We start from the raw sequence: 14,610 nt of genomic DNA on the forward strand, positions 1-14,610 counted from the left end.
TGTTATCTTCTTGAAGCTACATCTGGGAGGTATTGAAAAGATCCATGACTTCAAGGATATTCCGGTACAGAAAATCCAGTTCTTCTGAGGTAATGCAATACGGCTGTACCAGATACATGATGTTTCCAAGCGGACGCATAATGATTCCTCTGTTCAGAAAAGCATCATAAATCCTCTGCCGGTCTGTATTGAAATAAGAAACCGATTCGCCTGATGCGAGGTTCCACGCCAGAATAGTGCCGGTCTGCCGGACTTCTTCAGCAAGCGGATGGTTTTTCATGACTTCTGCAAACTGGGCATGCTTTTCTGTAATCATCCTGATTTGTTTCTGCGTATCTTCCAGCAGCAACAGTTCCATGCTTGCCAATGCCGCAGTACAGGCCAGAGGGTTAGCTGTAAATGAGTGTCCGTGGAATAATGTCCTGTGCTGGTCGTCCGAAAGGAATGCATTAAAGATTTCCTCTGAACAGCTGGTAATTCCCATCGGCATCGTGCCGCCGGTTAAGCCTTTTGAAAAGCACATGATATCCGGCTTTTCCGTCAGGTGATCTGCCGCGAATAGCTTTCCCGTCCTTCCGAAACCGGTGAATACCTCATCCTGGATCAGCAGGATTCCGTTCATCCGGCAGCATTTCATCAGCTGCGAAAGTTCTTCCGGATTGTGCATCAGCATTCCCGCTGCTCCCTGGACCAATGGCTCATAGATCAGGCATATCGTATCATCGGCCAGGGATTCAATCTGCGAGAGGATTTGTTGTATATTTCCGGGTTCAGGTGTATCGATAAACACCACTTCAAACAGCATTTCACCGAATGGTTGTGTCCAGGTGCTCCTGCCGCTTACAGACATGGCGCCGAAGGTGTCACCGTGATAGGCATTCCGGAATGCCATGATTTTTTTCTTCCTGCTGCCGGCATTGAATGCGTACTGAATGCACATTTTAAGGGCCACTTCAACCGCCGTTGAGCCGTTATCCGAATAAAAAACTTTTTTCTGGTTGGCAGGCAGCAGCGCAAGCAGGTTTTCAGCGAGTTTTACGGCCGGTTCGTGGGTAAAACCGGCAAAAATCACCTGTTCAAGCGTATGCAGCTGTTCCGATACTCTTTGGGCAATATACGGATGGGCATGGCCGTGCAGCGTCACCCACCATGAGGAGACAGCATCCAGATATTCTGTTCCGTTTTCGTCATACAGGTAAATTCCTTTTCCTCTGGTTATGGGAATGCTTGTTCCGGCCGTTTTCATCTGGGTATACGGATGCCAGACAATGGCCGCGTCTCTTTGTTGTAGGTTGGGCATGGATGATTGATGATAAATGATGATTGATGATCGATATTGATAATTGATAATTGATAAGTAATAGGTAATGAGTAATGGGTAATAGATGGATGATATAATTTAGAATCTATAATTTAAAATTCAAAATTAATCAACTCCTACCTCTTCCCGGCTCCCCATCGGTTTCAGGCCCAGCGTATTGAGCAGGTGCATGTCTTCAGAGACGCCAGGATTCGGGGTAACGAGTAATGTTTCCCGTTCACCCGTGAAAATGGAATTGGCTCCAGCCATGAAACACCAGGCCTGTTCAAATTCAGTCATCTCTACCCTTCCGGCACTGAGCCTCACCATGGATGAAGGCATGATGATGCGCGCAGAAGCAATCATTCGCACCATCTCCCAGGTATCCACCTTCGGATTTTCTTCCAGTGGCGTCCCGGCAACTCTTGCCAGCGCATTGATCGGTACAGATTCGGGATGTTTCGGCATGGTAGCCAGTGTCAGCAGCATCGAAATACGGTCCGCATGGGTTTCTCCTAATCCGATGATCCCGCCTGAACAGACGGTAATTCCGGCTTTCCGCACATTATTGATCGTATTGATCCTGTTGTCAAAAGTCCGGGTGGAAATAATCTCTTCATAATACTGTTCAGAAGTGTCCAGGTTATGGTTGTAGGCATATAAGCCGGCTTCCTGAAGCCTGGCTGCCTGTTCTTCCGTAAGCATGCCGAGAGTGCAGCATACTTCCATCCCCAGGTCATTGACTCCCTTCACCATATCGATGACACGGTCGAAATCCCTGTTGTTGCGTACTTCCCGCCATGCAGCGGCCATACAGAAGCGGGATGAACCGCTGTCTTTGGCTTTTCTCGCATGTTCCAGAACAGTTTCAGTGGAAAGCAGTGCCTGGACTTTGATATCAGTGTGGTATCTCGCTGCCTGTCCGCAGTAAGAGCAGTCTTCAGGGCATCCGCCGGTTTTGATAGACAGCAGGGTTGACATCTGTATCTTTTCCGGATCATGCCACTCCCGGTGCACCGTCGCTGCACGGTACACCAACTGCATTAACGGTGAATGGTAAATTTCTTCTATTTCCTGCTTGGTCCAGTCGTTTCTTACTGATGCTTTGTCATTCATGATTTTCAATACTTATTTTTTTTGCTATGTTTGTAATAGATGCTCTGTCCGGGTTTTTAGTCTCCGGAATTCTTATGATAGCGGTGCTTTTATCGGTGTGCTTAAGAATAATGCGTTCTGTATCAGAAGGAAAAGATCCGTTCAGGATGAGGTATTTAAGGTACAGTCCGCGCTGCTGTAAAGCCATTAATGACAACAGCGTATGGTTGATGCAGCCCAGATAATTCCTGACCACCAGCGCTACCGGCAGAGCCAGTTTTTCGATCAGGTCAATCATCAGCGCGTTGTCAGAAAGAGGAACCATAAGTCCGCCGGCCCCTTCTATGATCAAAGGATGTGAAGTTTCCGGGAGCCTGAAATCATCCAGGCGGATGGTCAGTCCTTCTGCTGCTGCAGACTGGTGGGGTGATGCCGCCAGTTGCAGGCGGTATGTTTCCGGATAAATGGTTACATCCACTCCTGCCCAATCATCTATCTTCATGCTATCTGTATACTGTAAATCTCCCGATTGTACAGGCTTCCAGTAAGCCGCCTGATAACAGGCAGTAAGAATGGCAGAGCAGACAGTTTTACCGACTTCGGTACCAATTCCGGTAATAAAAATTTTCATGATATTCTTTTATGCTGATTCTTTTATGATTTCGCAAAGCCTGATGATCTCTTTTTCTGTATTAAAGCTGTGCAGGCAGATCCTGAGCCTTTCCGTCCCTTCTTTCACGGAAGGACTGTATACCGCATACGTCAGAAACCCTGATTCAGCCAGACGGTTTTGTAATGATTTCAAACGGTTTCTGTCTGGAATAATGACCGCCTGTACCGGACTGCCCACTGCAGAAGGTGTTACGATTCCCTGTTGCCTGAATATCCTTATGTTGTTTTGCAATGCCTGCTGAACCGGTTGATGCTTCGAGAGGAATTCATACCCGGATCTGATGCCCAGCCATTGTACATCGGGAGATGACGTCGTATAGATTAGCGGTGCAGCGAAATTGATCAGATAATTCCTTACAAGGTTACTGCTCAATACGGCTGCTCCATGCATACCTAAAGCTTTTCCGTACGTGACAACTGCGGCAGTCACCTTATCCTGCAATCCGTAACGGTCTATCAGTCCGTATCCGAAAATACCGAAAGCATGGGCTTCATCTACAATCAGGCCGGCTCCGTAATATTCTGCAAGGGCAGCAATCTGTGCTAATGGGGCAAGATCGCCTTCCATGGAATATAAACTCTCAATAGCAATAAGGCAGTTTCCTGATTCTTTCTTCAGAAGCTGTTCCAGATGGTCCGTATCATTATGCCTGAACTTCAGTTTTTTTGCAAAAGAAAGCCTGCATCCGTCATAGGCTGAGCGGTGGATCTGTTCATCCGTAATGATGGTATCCTGCCTTCCCGGCAATGCAGAGAACAGTGCAAGGTTAGCCTGGTATCCTGATGAAAAAAGCAATGCCGCAGGAAAACCGTGTACTTGTGCGATGTATTGTTCGGTTTTGTTTATATAAGCCGTATTGCCGCTGATCAGCCTTGATCCTGTAGTTCCTGACAGCCATTCAGTATGTCTTGAAACCTCATCCAGCATGATATTCTGCAAATCAATGTTGCGCGCAAATCCAAGATAATCATTAGAGTAAAAGTCACTACCCTGGGATACTGGTTTTACTATCCTTAAGGTTCCGTTTTCGCTTCTTTTATCCAGTTCTTTCTGCCACCGATCAAACATAATCATGATGACGGATTTCATTGCTGATAGAATTCAGCCATTCATAATAAAGTTCTTCTTCTATGTTTACAATACAGTTCGCATGGTCTTGCCAGTTTGAAGAAAATTCATACAGCTGGCTGATCATTTCTTCCAGATGGCCTTCTTCTTCCAGAATAATGGATTTTACCATGATCTTTGACCCTGCTTCGGTAAGGATGTCCTGATAGACCGGATAGAGCCGGTCTGCCCTGACTTCTATAGCATACGTGACAAAAAGATAGGCCGCATACTTTAATTCATCAGGACTAGGCCTGTAGTGGTTACGGAGGTAACGGCAGGTTTTCACGTCAAGCGCATGAAGGTACTGCCTGGTGGCTCTGGCCGCAAGCAATTCATTATTCTCGTAGCTTTTGCACAGATCAGGGCTGAGTTTGCCGATCTGCTTTTTGAGGTAATAGGCATGCCGGTGTTCTTCCGCGGCGTGCTTCAGCTGGATCAGGCTTACTTCAGAGGCATGTTCAGAAGCGGAAATTTTCCTAGCACCTGCATTTTCCATAAAAGAAAGGGTATTGAGCCATTTGGCATGGAGTTCCGTATGTGAAATGATGTTCTTTAGCAGGCTGTACACGTCCATATGTTTTAATTTGGTTTCAAAAGTAGTATATTGCCGGATGGTTCAATAGTGCCAGTTTTAAGATTATGGATAGTCCGGTTACTGTTCCTTATACCAGTTTTATCAAAATAGACCGAAAATCTACTACTCCTGTATATATGCAGGTCAGTAATCAGCTGATTAATGCCATCCAGCGGGGCGTTCTTCCCACCGGCACAAAACTACCCGGCACGCGGTCCATGAGCCAGCTTCTGGAAGTGCACAGGAATACCATTGTCAACGCATATGATGAACTGCTGGCGCAGGGATGGATCGAAAGCCTGCCTAACAAAGGAACTTTTGTTCATGGAGAACATACAGAGATAAAAAATCCTTACAGGAATTTTCATAAAACCGACCTTCAGAATTATCCTAAAACAACCGGATTCACTTTCAAACACTCAAGCATCCTGGACAATCCGTTTGAAAAATCGGGATGTGAATATATCTTCAATGACGGTATCCCGGATATCAGGCTGACGCAGATTGACCAGCATTCAAGGATTTACAGCTCTATCCTTAAACGCAAGGCCCATAAGATCAACCAGTACAATCATGACGGAAGTGAATTTTTCAAAGAAAACCTTTCAAGGTACCTCACCCTTTCCAGAGGGCTACCCATAAGTACAAGTAACCTGCTGATTACCCGCAGTACGGAAATGAGCATTTATATTGCTTCCCAGATCCTCCTTTCAGAAGGCGATATTGTATTGGTGGGCGAACTGAGCTATTTTTCCGTGAATATGATTTTCCAGCAGTCGAAAGTTGATATACGCCGTATTCCTGTAGACCGTGATGGCATTGATGTGGAAGCCGTACGTGAAATCTGCAGCAGGCAGAAAGTACGGATGCTCTACCTTACACCGCATCACCACTATCCTACTACGGTTACCCTGAGTGCGCAGCGAAGGCTGGAACTGCTGCGCCTCGCCGATACGTATGGCTTTATCATCCTGGAAGACGATTACGATTATGATTTCCATTATGATAAATCCCCCATCCTGCCGTTAGCAAGTGCAGATACTGCAGGGATGGTCATTTACATCGGTTCTTTCGGGAAGTCACTGGCTCCCGGATTCCGTACGGGCTTTATCGTTGCCCCGGAAAACCTGATGGATGAAATGCGTAAGTATCTTGGGATCATCGACCGGCAGGGCGATATCCTGATGGAACAGGTTTTGGGTGAAATGATCGCAGAAGGTGAGATTCACCGGTACCTGAAAAAATCGGTTAAAGTATACCGGGAAAGGCGGGGTGCTTTTGCGTTGCTGCTGAGGGAATACCTGGGTAGTCATATTCATTTTGAACAGCCCTCCGGTGGTCTGGCAGTCTGGGCAGAATGGAAAACCCCTGTTAACCTGATGCAGCTCAGCCGTCACTGTGCGCAGCACAATCTGTTTATCCCTAAAACATTATTATACCAGAACCGGAATCTCACTGCCCTACGGCTGGGATTCGGAAACCTGAATCCGGAGGAAATGGAGAATAGTGTGAAAATACTCTCAGGGTGCGTGGCAGGACTGATATAAGGATTTCAACGATAATCCATACAGGCATCGACACGATGTCCAACCACATCCAACCTGCTAAAAAAGATCTGCCTGAAAAATAAATCAGGCAGGTGTATCTTAATAAAAACAGATTATTCCAACGGTTTTTTCATCATGAGATCAGTCTGTTCCTGGCTGCCGAGCCTGAAGACATGTTTCCCGAACTCGGAAAAGCCGTTCTTACGGTAAAAGCTGAGTGCTTTATGGTTTTCTTCCCAGACCCCGAGCCAGATGTAAGATTTCTGAAGCTCACGGGCAACTTCAATGGCTTTGTTATATAACAGCTGTCCGATTTTTTTACCCTGATGGCTGTTTTTTACATAAATCCGTTCAATTTCCAGGGCAATTTCATCCTGAAGTTCCGTCTGGGCAGTACCGGAGTTGAGCTTAAGGTACCCTACCGGACGGTCTTCTTCCCAGGCAATGAAGAAAAGAGAATCGGGATTGCTGAGTTCCGACTGTACTTTTTCCGTAGCGAAACTTTCATCCAGGTATCTCTTCATTTCCTCTTCATCATTGCTTGCTGAGAAGGTTTCCGAGAAGGTCTGCCTTCCTGTCTGCTGAATGGTTTCAAGATCGCCTGAAGAGGCTTGCGTTATAATTACTGACATGATATGCTGGTATTAATCAAACAATATTTTTTTAAATGCTAATGAGGCCAGATGGACCTGAACTGCCCAGTCTGCTGCGGCATCGCTTCCGGCATCATCAGAAATATATTTCAGGCATACGAAAGGGATGCCTGCCTTCTGAGCGATCAGCGCCAGAGGATATGCTTCCATATCCACGATATTGTAAGCCGTTTCGGCATGGTTCATTTCAAAGCTGTCGCCACTCCCGCAGATGCCCTGAGGCAGACGGTCAACAGGAAGGCCATATTCCAGCACAGGCGGAATTCCTGAAAGCGGTGTTTCATACAATGCAAAGCCCAATCCTCTTACATCCATGTCCCGCTGGATAAATTTTGTACAGCAAACCACCTCACCTTTGATGAAGCCTTTACTGCCTGCGGAACCTAAATTGACAATGAGAGAGGGCTTCCTGACCTGAATTTCTTGGGTAAGGGCAATCGCTGCATTTACTTTCCCGATTCCTGTTATCAGCTTATTGGTGTGGTCAAATTCTTTTCCCGCTTCAGAATCCAGGGCAAAGACAAAAAGCGTTTCCGAAACGGGAAAGTGAAGGTGTTCGTTGATTCTGATCATAATGCCAATTTATATCGTGCATCCGTCCGTATCACAGGTACCGCCCTGTGCTGAAGGATTTTTTTTCCCTGTTTCTTCATAGGTCTGCTGGAGCGCATCTTCAAAAAGTGCAGTAGGCTGGGCTCCGGAAACGGCATATTTCCCGTTCAGGATAAAAAAAGGAACACCTCTTACATTGTTATGCTCTGCCTCCATCATATCCTGGTCGACCTGTTCGTCAAACTGATGCGACGTAACCGCTATTTTGGCCTCATCCCTGTCCATTCCTACGGATGCTGCAATGCTGAGAAGCACTTCCGTATCCGCAACATTTTTTCCATCTGTAAAATGCGCACGGAAAAGAGCTTCTTCCGTTTCAGATGAGCAATGGTATTTTTTTGATAAATGCAGTAGCCTGTGTGCAGGGTATGTATTGGTAATCTGAACATCACTGAAGTTAAAGTCGATCCCTGCATTTTTACCTGCCTGGGTGACCTGGGAGATCATCTGTTCGGCCTGGGCTTCAGGAAAGCCTTTTTTCTGTTTAAAATAATCAAATGTACTGATGGTTTTTGCGGGATCCAGTGTACGGTCCAGCTGGAAGCTCTTCCATTCTACCTCTACGTCATCCCTGAACGGCAGTTTTTCCAGTGCCGCCTCGAAATTCTTTTTACCGATATAGCAGAAAGGACACATCACATCCGACCAGATCTCTATTTTCATTGCCATGATATCATTGTTTTAAAAGATCAAATTTAGCCTAAAAATTCCACACCTCCGAATCCTGTACGAACTCTCATCCCAGTAATTTGTCCGGCCAGTGAACCTGATATAAATGAAAACGGCAGCACAAATCCGTATTAAGGATATGTACCGCCTTCTTTATCTGACATCTGGGACCATGTCCCGTGATTACAATGAGACTATAAATCGTTAAACCATTTGTAGATATCCATCTCTGATGGGATGGAAAGCTTTTTCCTAAGCCTGTTTTTACGGTTCTGGATAGCTTTCGGGGTTACGAATGTATAGGTTGCTATTTCCTTTGTCGTTAAGTTTAACTTCAGGTAGATGCAGAAAATCAGTTCGGAATTTTTAAGATTTGGCTGTATAACAGATATTCTTTCAAAAAAATCCGGGTGTACAAGTCTGAATTTATTCAGAAGGCGCGGGGAATTCTCCTTGGCCAGCACAATAATTTCATCTTGAACAAAACTTTTCTGGTTTAAATCTTCTAAACTGAATTCAGGTTTTTCGTTTTTCATAATGTTTTTCTCATCTCTACTAATTTCTGCAGTGCTCGTACTGCAGAATAAATCCGCTTTTCTCTTCATACCTCGTCTGTTTCTTCATGGATACAGGTAGCCGGCACGTTCTTCATCTGACATTAATTTTCACACGCTATCACTAGTCGTTTTCTTTATCTGTTTTTTAAGCCAAGTCCCATCAGGAATGAAAATTCCGGAATTATAAATGAAGACAAAGAAAAAAAAAATGATTAGAATTTTGTTAAATTGAAATACCACATAGGTACCACGCGTCCTGCAGAAACCTCACAATTTTTTAATTTTGATGATTTTTAAGCCTTTGATGGCTGTTTATTTTTTTTTAATTATACAAATTTAGGCTAATGCTCATTTATTTTTTATGATTCTGATCAATGTTTATCATTTTGTTAAATATATGCTTGAAATATATTGAAAAAATTCATAACCTTACATTGTGTGGTAGATTTGTGGTATGCTTTTTTATAGTTAATATTGTAAAAAGTTATTTCTTTATTATTGAATCTGAAATCTTATCCTGTTGAACATTATCTGTTACGGTAATGGGCATGCAGAAAAGGCAACGGAACATCACACCAAAACCATAGTAATAGTAAACAATAACCAATTTCAACTCATGGACATTCATCTACTACATACCAGTTTCTGGACCGCACAGAAAATAGAAAGTACTTATATACTCAGTATCAAAGATAATATCAGCATCGTAGCTGCATTCAAAGATTTTATCACCCGGCAGAAGATTCATTCTGGATGCATTTCCGGCATGGGACTCGTCAAGGAAGCCCGGCTGCGACTCAATGATCCGTTTTCAAAAAAATCCATTGATGCAGTCACGGAAGATGTCATGGAAGTTCCGGAAATATCGGGCTGCATCAATCATAACGGAGCATCGGCGGAAATTCATCTCAATGCAAGGCTCGTCTCTAATGACACCAGCCTTTCCGGATCTCTGATCGATGCGAAAGTATATGATAAAATGGAATTCATTATCCGCCCTGCCAGGAGCATCACCACTTTTTTCGGACAGGGAGACCCTTATTGTAACTGATCAGTCTGCTATCACCGTAATAATATTCTGTTATTCCATATCCTGAGATATTAAAATAATCCTAATTTTTATTTTCCTTGCTTGCTCATTTGTGCGTTAATTTCTAACTTGAATTGGATTTAAAAAATAGAACATGGAAAAATTAGGATTTATAGGATTGGGCAATATGGGACATCCTATGGCCAAAAATCTTGAAAAAGCGGGATTCCCGCTATCAGTATACAACAGGACACCGGAAAAAGCAGCCGGTTTCAGGGAGCAGTCAAGAGTGTGCACCAGTATTGCAGATCTGGTGGAGAACAGTGATGTGGTTTTTACGATGCTCACCAATGATGATGCCCTGAAAGCAGTATATGAAGAAATACTTTCCCTGAATATTACCGGTAAACTCTTTGTAGATATGAGTACGGTATCCCTTGAAGCAACCGCGCATACTGCTGCTGCTATCATTGTAAAAGAAGCCTCTTTTATAGACGCTCCGGTAGCAGGAAGCACCAAACCGGCAGCGGAAGGAACCCTGATCATCATGGCCGGCGGTGAAGAAAAAGATATTAAGCGTGCCGAACCCTATCTTCAGAAGATGGGAAAACTGATTAAGCACCTGGGTAAGAATGGTAACGGAATTGCAGCTAAGTTATCGGTGAATTACTTTATATCGGCTATTTACCAGGGATTGGCAGAAACCGTTCTCTTCTCCGAACGTCTGGGTCTTGACCGAAGAGATATGCTTGAAATCATTAATGAAAGTGCAAGCGGAAGCGGGGCAACAAAGGTAAAAACCCCTTTGCTCATCGAGGATCATTACCCGCCAGCATTTACACTGGACCTGATGCTGAAGGATATTTTGCTGGCCCATAAAGCAGGTGCAGATTATCCCCTGTCAGAATCACTGATCAAAACCTACCAGTCGGCTCATGATGCCGGTTTCGGAAAGGATGACGTAATTGGCATTATCAATTACCTCAAAACGCTTTAAATGACCCTGAAATAAATACAAGTACAAATCAAATCTACCTCATATGAGCTCTGAAGACACCTCCCCTGAAACCTATCTGTTTGAAAACGATCGAAATATCCCTAACAGCGACTATCCGCTTCTGGTATACCGGAATGTTTTTTCCGGCACAGGCGGTGAGGGTGCTGCCTGGCTGGAACATCTCTTCAGTGAAAACGGGTGGGATAACTGCTGGAGGTGGACCATCTACCCCTTCCATCATTATCACAGCAATACCCATGAAGTACTGGGAATCTTTCAGGGGTCGGCAGACCTATGCATTGGCGGTCCGGCAGGAAAAAAGATGACGGTTAAATCAGGAGATATCCTGGTTATTCCGGCGGGTCTGGCCCATCGCTGCATTTCCTCTTCTGACGGTTTTACGGTGGTCGGAGCTTATCCGGGAGGAAAAAGCCCGGATCTGATCAGGGCAGAAGAATCCGACCATGATACTGCCGTAAAGCGTATCCGGCAGGTTGCCGTTCCTGACCGTGATCCTGTATTGGGAATAACAGGGGGTCTGGTTAAACTTTGGAAATAATTTACTATGAGAGATTTTAAAACAGCCTATTTCTTTTTACGCCTTCCCATTGCCATATCACTGGCGGGCCACGGGCTGGTACGGCTGCCCAAACTTCATGCTTTCAGTGACTGGATGGTGAAAACCATGGAAAAATCGGTCATACCTGACCTATTGATTATTCCTTTTAGCTATCTTCTCCCTGTTGCAGAAGCGGTAATCGGGATTTTCCTGTTGGCAGGATTTAAAAACAAGCTGACGATATATTCAGGTCTAACGCTGATGAGCATCCTGGTTTTAGGAAGCTGTTCCATCGAAAACTGGAGTGCTGTAGAGTCACAGCTGCTGCATTCTGCTTATCTGGTGGGCCTGTTCTGGTTTTTCAGCAGATATGCAGATGAAAGATCTGATCCGAAAATTTCAGCATGATCCTATTGATGAAATAAAAACAGGTATACTTATCATCACCGGATCTGAAACGCAGGTCCGGTGATGATTTTTAAGACTTTGGTATACTGGTCATCCGCATTCATTTATATCCTGAATTTTCTTTGGGAAACGCTGCTTTAAGGCGCAGAAACGGCATTTTCAGTGACCATTAATGATTGGTTAGGTTTTTGAAGCATGATAGTAAAATCAACCACACTTTGAAACTGATCACTTTTACCAATAAAGGCATTTACTGTCCGAGAGGCAAGTTCTACATTGATCCATGGCGACCTGTAGATTTTGCCGTCATTACACACGGGCATGCCGACCATGCCCGCTGGGGAATGAAAAAATACCTCTGCCATCATTTTACCAAGCCGATCCTGCATCAGCGCATCAGCCCGGATATTGTTTGTCAGAGTGTGGAATACGGTGAAGCCATCAATATCAACGGAGTAAAAGTTTCCTTCCATCCTGCGGGACATATCATCGGGTCTGCACAGATCAGGCTGGAATACAAAGGTTATGTAAGTGTGATTTCAGGTGACTATAAAGTACAGGAAGACGGATTGAGCACACCTTTTGAGCTTGTCAGATGCAACGAATTTGTTTCGGAAAGTACTTTCGGGCTTCCGATATATAACTGGCTCGAGGTGGATGACCTTAACAAAAGGCTCCAGAGCTGGGTCCTGAAAAACAAAGAGAACGGAAAAACTTCCGTATTTGTAGGATATTCCCTGGGAAAAGCACAACGGATCATGAAAGCGGTGGAAGAATTGGGCAAAATCCATGTCCACTATTCCATCGGTAAGCTTAATGAAGCTTTTGAAACCGTCGGAATAGATCTGCCGGAATATGAAATCCCCGATTTCAGGGAAAGCGTGAAACATCTCCTGGGCGAAATAGTCATTGTTCCGCCCGCGTTGCTTGACAGTAATGTGATAAAAAAGATCCCGGAAGCCGCAACGGCCATCTGTTCCGGATGGATGCAGGTGCGCGGGGCCAGGAGATGGCGCAGTGCGGATGCCGGTTTCCCGATGAGCGACCATGCCGACTGGAAAGGCCTGTTACAGGCTATCAAAGCAACGGAAGCAGAGATTGTGCATGTGACCCACGGACAGACGGAGGTATTTTCAAAATACCTCAATGAAATCGGGATCAAAGCCGATGTGGTAGAAACCTTATATGGCAATGATGATGAAGAGGCAGAAGCAGAAATCCCAGAAACCCAAAAGGAACAGCCATGAAACATTTTGCAGATCTCATCAATGCCCTCGAAAGCACGAATAAAACCAATGCCAAGATCGATGCCATCATAGATTACCTTGAACGTGCCCCGGATGAAGACAAAGTATGGTTTATCGCTTTGTTTACCGGTAAAAGGCCGAAAAGGAATATCAATACCAATTATATGAAAGAATGGGCGCTGGAAATTACAGGCCTACCCTTCTGGCTGTTTCAGGAAAGCTATTCGTCGGTAGGTGACCTGGGAGAAACCATTTCCCTCATCCTGCCGGCACCGACACAAAAAATAGACCGTTCCCTGACGGAATGGATGACCGATATCCTTCATTTGAAACAGAAAACCGATGCGGAAAAGAAAGAATTCGTACTGAGTTCATGGGACGGACTTGATTATACCGAGCGCCTGATCTTTAATAAGCTGTTAGGCGGCAGTTTCAGGATTGGGGTATCGGATAAGACCCTTATCAATGCGCTGACAAAGTTTTCCGGTCAGGAATCAAGTGCTTTAATGCACAGCCTGATGGGAAAATGGCAGCCTGAAGACGCTTCATTCCGTGAACTCATCTCTGCTGAAAACATCAATCCTGACAATTCCAAACCTTACCCGTTCTGTCTTGCTTATCCGCTGGAAAAAGACCTGCACGACCTGGGGAGTCCCGATGAATGGCTGGTAGAATACAAATGGGACGGAATCCGGGGGCAGATCATCCGCAGGAATGACGAGGTATTTATCTGGTCGCGCGGAGAAGAACTTGTTACCCCTCAGTTTCCTGAAATCGAGGAGACCGTAAAAGCCATGAAAGGCAATTTTGTGATTGACGGCGAGATCCTTGCGGTGAGCCACGGAAAAGTTTTAAATTTCAATGAGCTCCAGAAACGGCTGAACCGTAAAACCCTGACTAAAAAAATGCAGTCGGAAATCCCAGTGGAAGTATTTGCGTATGATCTTCTTGAACTGGAAAATAATGATCTCCGGGAAAAGCCGATTTCAGCCAGAAGGGCGATGCTGGAAGAGCTGCTGCTCAATCAGGCTCCCGGGAATATAACGCTTTCCCAAACCGTGGATTTCGGTGAATGGAAAAATCTTAACCTGATCCGTGAGGGATCCCGGGACATCAACAGTGAGGGACTAATGCTGAAACATAAAGATTCCCCTTACCATTCAGGACGTAAAAAAGGCGACTGGTGGAAATGGAAGATCAATCCGTTGACGATCGATGCCGTACTGATCTATGCCCAAAAAGGAAGCGGCCGGAGAAGTGCCTATTACACCGACTACACATTTGCCGTCAAAAACGGAGAGTCTCTGGTTACGATTGCCAAAGCATATTCCGGCTTAACCGATAAGGAAATCATGGAAGTGAGCCGGTTTGTGAATAAAAATGCCATCGAAAAATTCGGTCCGGTCCGTACGGTTAAAGCAGAGCTTGTCTTTGAAATCGCTTTTGAGGGCATCGGTTTCAGTAATAGGCATAAAAGCGGTGTAGCCCTGCGTTTTCCAAGGATCTTAAGGTGGCGGAAAGATAAAACGGTGAATGAGATCGACGACCTGGAAGAAATTAAAAAACTGATACAATAATA

Annotated in this window: 16 protein-coding genes; 7 read left to right on the top strand and 9 right to left on the bottom strand. The window is 44.9% G+C overall.

What is annotated here, in order from left to right; all coding sequences use genetic code 11:
• Nucleotides 1–16: 16 nt before the first annotated feature.
• The 5 genes from bioA to CGB83_RS01985 form a co-directional block, all read right to left on the bottom strand.
• A complete protein-coding gene (bioA, locus tag CGB83_RS01965) occupies nucleotides 17–1,300 on the bottom strand; it encodes an adenosylmethionine--8-amino-7-oxononanoate transaminase (RefSeq protein WP_100074267.1) in 1,284 nt (427 codons plus the stop codon).
• 126 nt (nucleotides 1,301–1,426) lie between these two features.
• Nucleotides 1,427–2,416, bottom strand: coding sequence for a biotin synthase BioB (gene bioB, locus CGB83_RS01970; RefSeq protein ID WP_100074268.1), 990 nt, complete (start codon nucleotides 2,414–2,416; stop codon nucleotides 1,427–1,429).
• A complete protein-coding gene (bioD, locus tag CGB83_RS01975) occupies nucleotides 2,409–3,026 on the bottom strand; it encodes a dethiobiotin synthase (RefSeq protein WP_100074269.1) in 618 nt (205 codons plus the stop codon). The genes bioB and bioD overlap by 8 nt, the downstream gene beginning before the upstream one ends.
• A 9-nt stretch (nucleotides 3,027–3,035) precedes the next feature.
• Nucleotides 3,036–4,157, bottom strand: a complete 1,122-nt coding sequence (locus tag CGB83_RS01980) for an aminotransferase class I/II-fold pyridoxal phosphate-dependent enzyme (RefSeq protein WP_228420053.1) — start codon at nucleotides 4,155–4,157, stop codon at nucleotides 3,036–3,038.
• Complete coding sequence (locus CGB83_RS01985; RefSeq protein ID WP_100077456.1) at nucleotides 4,129–4,746, bottom strand: hypothetical protein; 618 nt, start codon at nucleotides 4,744–4,746, stop codon at nucleotides 4,129–4,131. The genes CGB83_RS01980 and CGB83_RS01985 overlap by 29 nt, the downstream gene beginning before the upstream one ends.
• A 71-nt stretch (nucleotides 4,747–4,817) precedes the next feature.
• Here CGB83_RS01985 and pdxR point away from each other — a divergent pair, with 71 nt between their 5' ends.
• On the top strand, nucleotides 4,818–6,299 hold the full coding sequence (pdxR, locus tag CGB83_RS01990) for a MocR-like pyridoxine biosynthesis transcription factor PdxR (RefSeq protein WP_100074270.1): 1,482 nt from the start codon (nucleotides 4,818–4,820) through the stop codon (nucleotides 6,297–6,299).
• Between the two features lie 113 nt (nucleotides 6,300–6,412).
• Here pdxR and CGB83_RS01995 read toward each other — a convergent pair whose 3' ends face one another.
• The 4 genes from CGB83_RS01995 to CGB83_RS02010 all read right to left on the bottom strand — a co-directional run bounded on the left by CGB83_RS01995 (nucleotide 6,413) and on the right by CGB83_RS02010 (nucleotide 8,769).
• Nucleotides 6,413–6,931, bottom strand: a complete 519-nt coding sequence (locus CGB83_RS01995; RefSeq protein ID WP_418219567.1) for a GNAT family N-acetyltransferase — start codon at nucleotides 6,929–6,931, stop codon at nucleotides 6,413–6,415.
• Between the two features lie 12 nt (nucleotides 6,932–6,943).
• Complete coding sequence (locus CGB83_RS02000; protein WP_100074272.1) at nucleotides 6,944–7,525, bottom strand: 5'-methylthioadenosine/S-adenosylhomocysteine nucleosidase family protein; 582 nt, start codon at nucleotides 7,523–7,525, stop codon at nucleotides 6,944–6,946.
• 9 nt (nucleotides 7,526–7,534) lie between these two features.
• Nucleotides 7,535–8,233, bottom strand: a complete 699-nt coding sequence (locus CGB83_RS02005) for a DsbA family oxidoreductase (protein WP_228420055.1) — start codon at nucleotides 8,231–8,233, stop codon at nucleotides 7,535–7,537.
• 194 nt (nucleotides 8,234–8,427) lie between these two features.
• On the bottom strand, nucleotides 8,428–8,769 hold the full coding sequence (locus CGB83_RS02010) for a helix-turn-helix transcriptional regulator (RefSeq protein WP_100074273.1): 342 nt from the start codon (nucleotides 8,767–8,769) through the stop codon (nucleotides 8,428–8,430).
• A gap of 637 nt (nucleotides 8,770–9,406) precedes the next feature.
• On the opposite strand from CGB83_RS02010, the gene CGB83_RS02015 reads away from it, so the two are divergent.
• The 6 genes from CGB83_RS02015 to CGB83_RS02040 all read left to right on the top strand — a co-directional run bounded on the left by CGB83_RS02015 (nucleotide 9,407) and on the right by CGB83_RS02040 (nucleotide 14,608).
• Nucleotides 9,407–9,841 carry a PCC domain-containing protein gene (locus tag CGB83_RS02015; RefSeq protein WP_157761267.1) on the top strand — a complete coding sequence of 145 codons (435 nt, stop codon included), beginning with the start codon at nucleotides 9,407–9,409 and terminating at the stop codon, nucleotides 9,839–9,841.
• 133 nt (nucleotides 9,842–9,974) lie between these two features.
• The gene (locus tag CGB83_RS02020) at nucleotides 9,975–10,817 is read left to right on the top strand and encodes an NAD(P)-dependent oxidoreductase (protein WP_100074275.1); all 843 of its coding nucleotides are present in this window, start codon (nucleotides 9,975–9,977) and stop codon (nucleotides 10,815–10,817) included.
• A 43-nt stretch (nucleotides 10,818–10,860) separates the two neighbouring features.
• Nucleotides 10,861–11,376: a cupin domain-containing protein gene (locus CGB83_RS02025; RefSeq protein WP_100074276.1), complete on the top strand. Its 516-nt coding sequence runs from the start codon at nucleotides 10,861–10,863 to the stop codon at nucleotides 11,374–11,376.
• Nucleotides 11,377–11,382: 6 nt separating this feature from the next.
• Complete coding sequence (locus CGB83_RS02030) at nucleotides 11,383–11,784, top strand: DoxX family protein (protein ID WP_100074277.1); 402 nt, start codon at nucleotides 11,383–11,385, stop codon at nucleotides 11,782–11,784.
• A 218-nt stretch (nucleotides 11,785–12,002) separates the two neighbouring features.
• The gene (locus CGB83_RS02035) at nucleotides 12,003–13,031 is read left to right on the top strand and encodes a ligase-associated DNA damage response exonuclease (protein ID WP_100074278.1); all 1,029 of its coding nucleotides are present in this window, start codon (nucleotides 12,003–12,005) and stop codon (nucleotides 13,029–13,031) included.
• Nucleotides 13,028–14,608, top strand: coding sequence for an ATP-dependent DNA ligase (locus CGB83_RS02040; RefSeq protein WP_100074279.1), 1,581 nt, complete (start codon nucleotides 13,028–13,030; stop codon nucleotides 14,606–14,608). The genes CGB83_RS02035 and CGB83_RS02040 overlap by 4 nt, the downstream gene beginning before the upstream one ends.
• Nucleotides 14,609–14,610: the final 2 nt, after the last annotated feature.

It is taken from the genome of Chryseobacterium camelliae (assembly GCF_002770595.1).
Lineage (GTDB): Bacteria > Bacteroidota > Bacteroidia > Flavobacteriales > Weeksellaceae > Chryseobacterium > Chryseobacterium camelliae.

Excerpts from the sequence above, each read along its gene's own strand:
- bioA (WP_100074267.1), bottom strand. The coding sequence starts at position 1,300 with ATGCCCAACCTACAACAAAGAGACGCGGCCATTGTCTGGCATCCGTAT.
- bioB (WP_100074268.1), bottom strand. The coding sequence starts at position 2,416 with ATGAATGACAAAGCATCAGTAAGAAACGACTGGACCAAGCAGGAAATA.
- bioD (WP_100074269.1), bottom strand. The coding sequence starts at position 3,026 with ATGAAAATTTTTATTACCGGAATTGGTACCGAAGTCGGTAAAACTGTC.
- CGB83_RS01980 (WP_228420053.1), bottom strand. The coding sequence starts at position 4,157 with ATGAAATCCGTCATCATGATTATGTTTGATCGGTGGCAGAAAGAACTG.
- pdxR (WP_100074270.1), top strand. The coding sequence starts at position 4,818 with ATGGATAGTCCGGTTACTGTTCCTTATACCAGTTTTATCAAAATAGAC.
- CGB83_RS01995 (WP_418219567.1), bottom strand. The coding sequence starts at position 6,931 with ATGTCAGTAATTATAACGCAAGCCTCTTCAGGCGATCTTGAAACCATT.
- CGB83_RS02000 (WP_100074272.1), bottom strand. The coding sequence starts at position 7,525 with ATGATCAGAATCAACGAACACCTTCACTTTCCCGTTTCGGAAACGCTT.
- CGB83_RS02005 (WP_228420055.1), bottom strand. The coding sequence starts at position 8,233 with ATGGCAATGAAAATAGAGATCTGGTCGGATGTGATGTGTCCTTTCTGC.
- CGB83_RS02010 (WP_100074273.1), bottom strand. The coding sequence starts at position 8,769 with ATGAAAAACGAAAAACCTGAATTCAGTTTAGAAGATTTAAACCAGAAA.
- CGB83_RS02015 (WP_157761267.1), top strand. The coding sequence starts at position 9,407 with ATGGACATTCATCTACTACATACCAGTTTCTGGACCGCACAGAAAATA.
- CGB83_RS02020 (WP_100074275.1), top strand. The coding sequence starts at position 9,975 with ATGGAAAAATTAGGATTTATAGGATTGGGCAATATGGGACATCCTATG.
- CGB83_RS02025 (WP_100074276.1), top strand. The coding sequence starts at position 10,861 with ATGAGCTCTGAAGACACCTCCCCTGAAACCTATCTGTTTGAAAACGAT.
- CGB83_RS02030 (WP_100074277.1), top strand. The coding sequence starts at position 11,383 with ATGAGAGATTTTAAAACAGCCTATTTCTTTTTACGCCTTCCCATTGCC.
- CGB83_RS02040 (WP_100074279.1), top strand. The coding sequence starts at position 13,028 with ATGAAACATTTTGCAGATCTCATCAATGCCCTCGAAAGCACGAATAAA.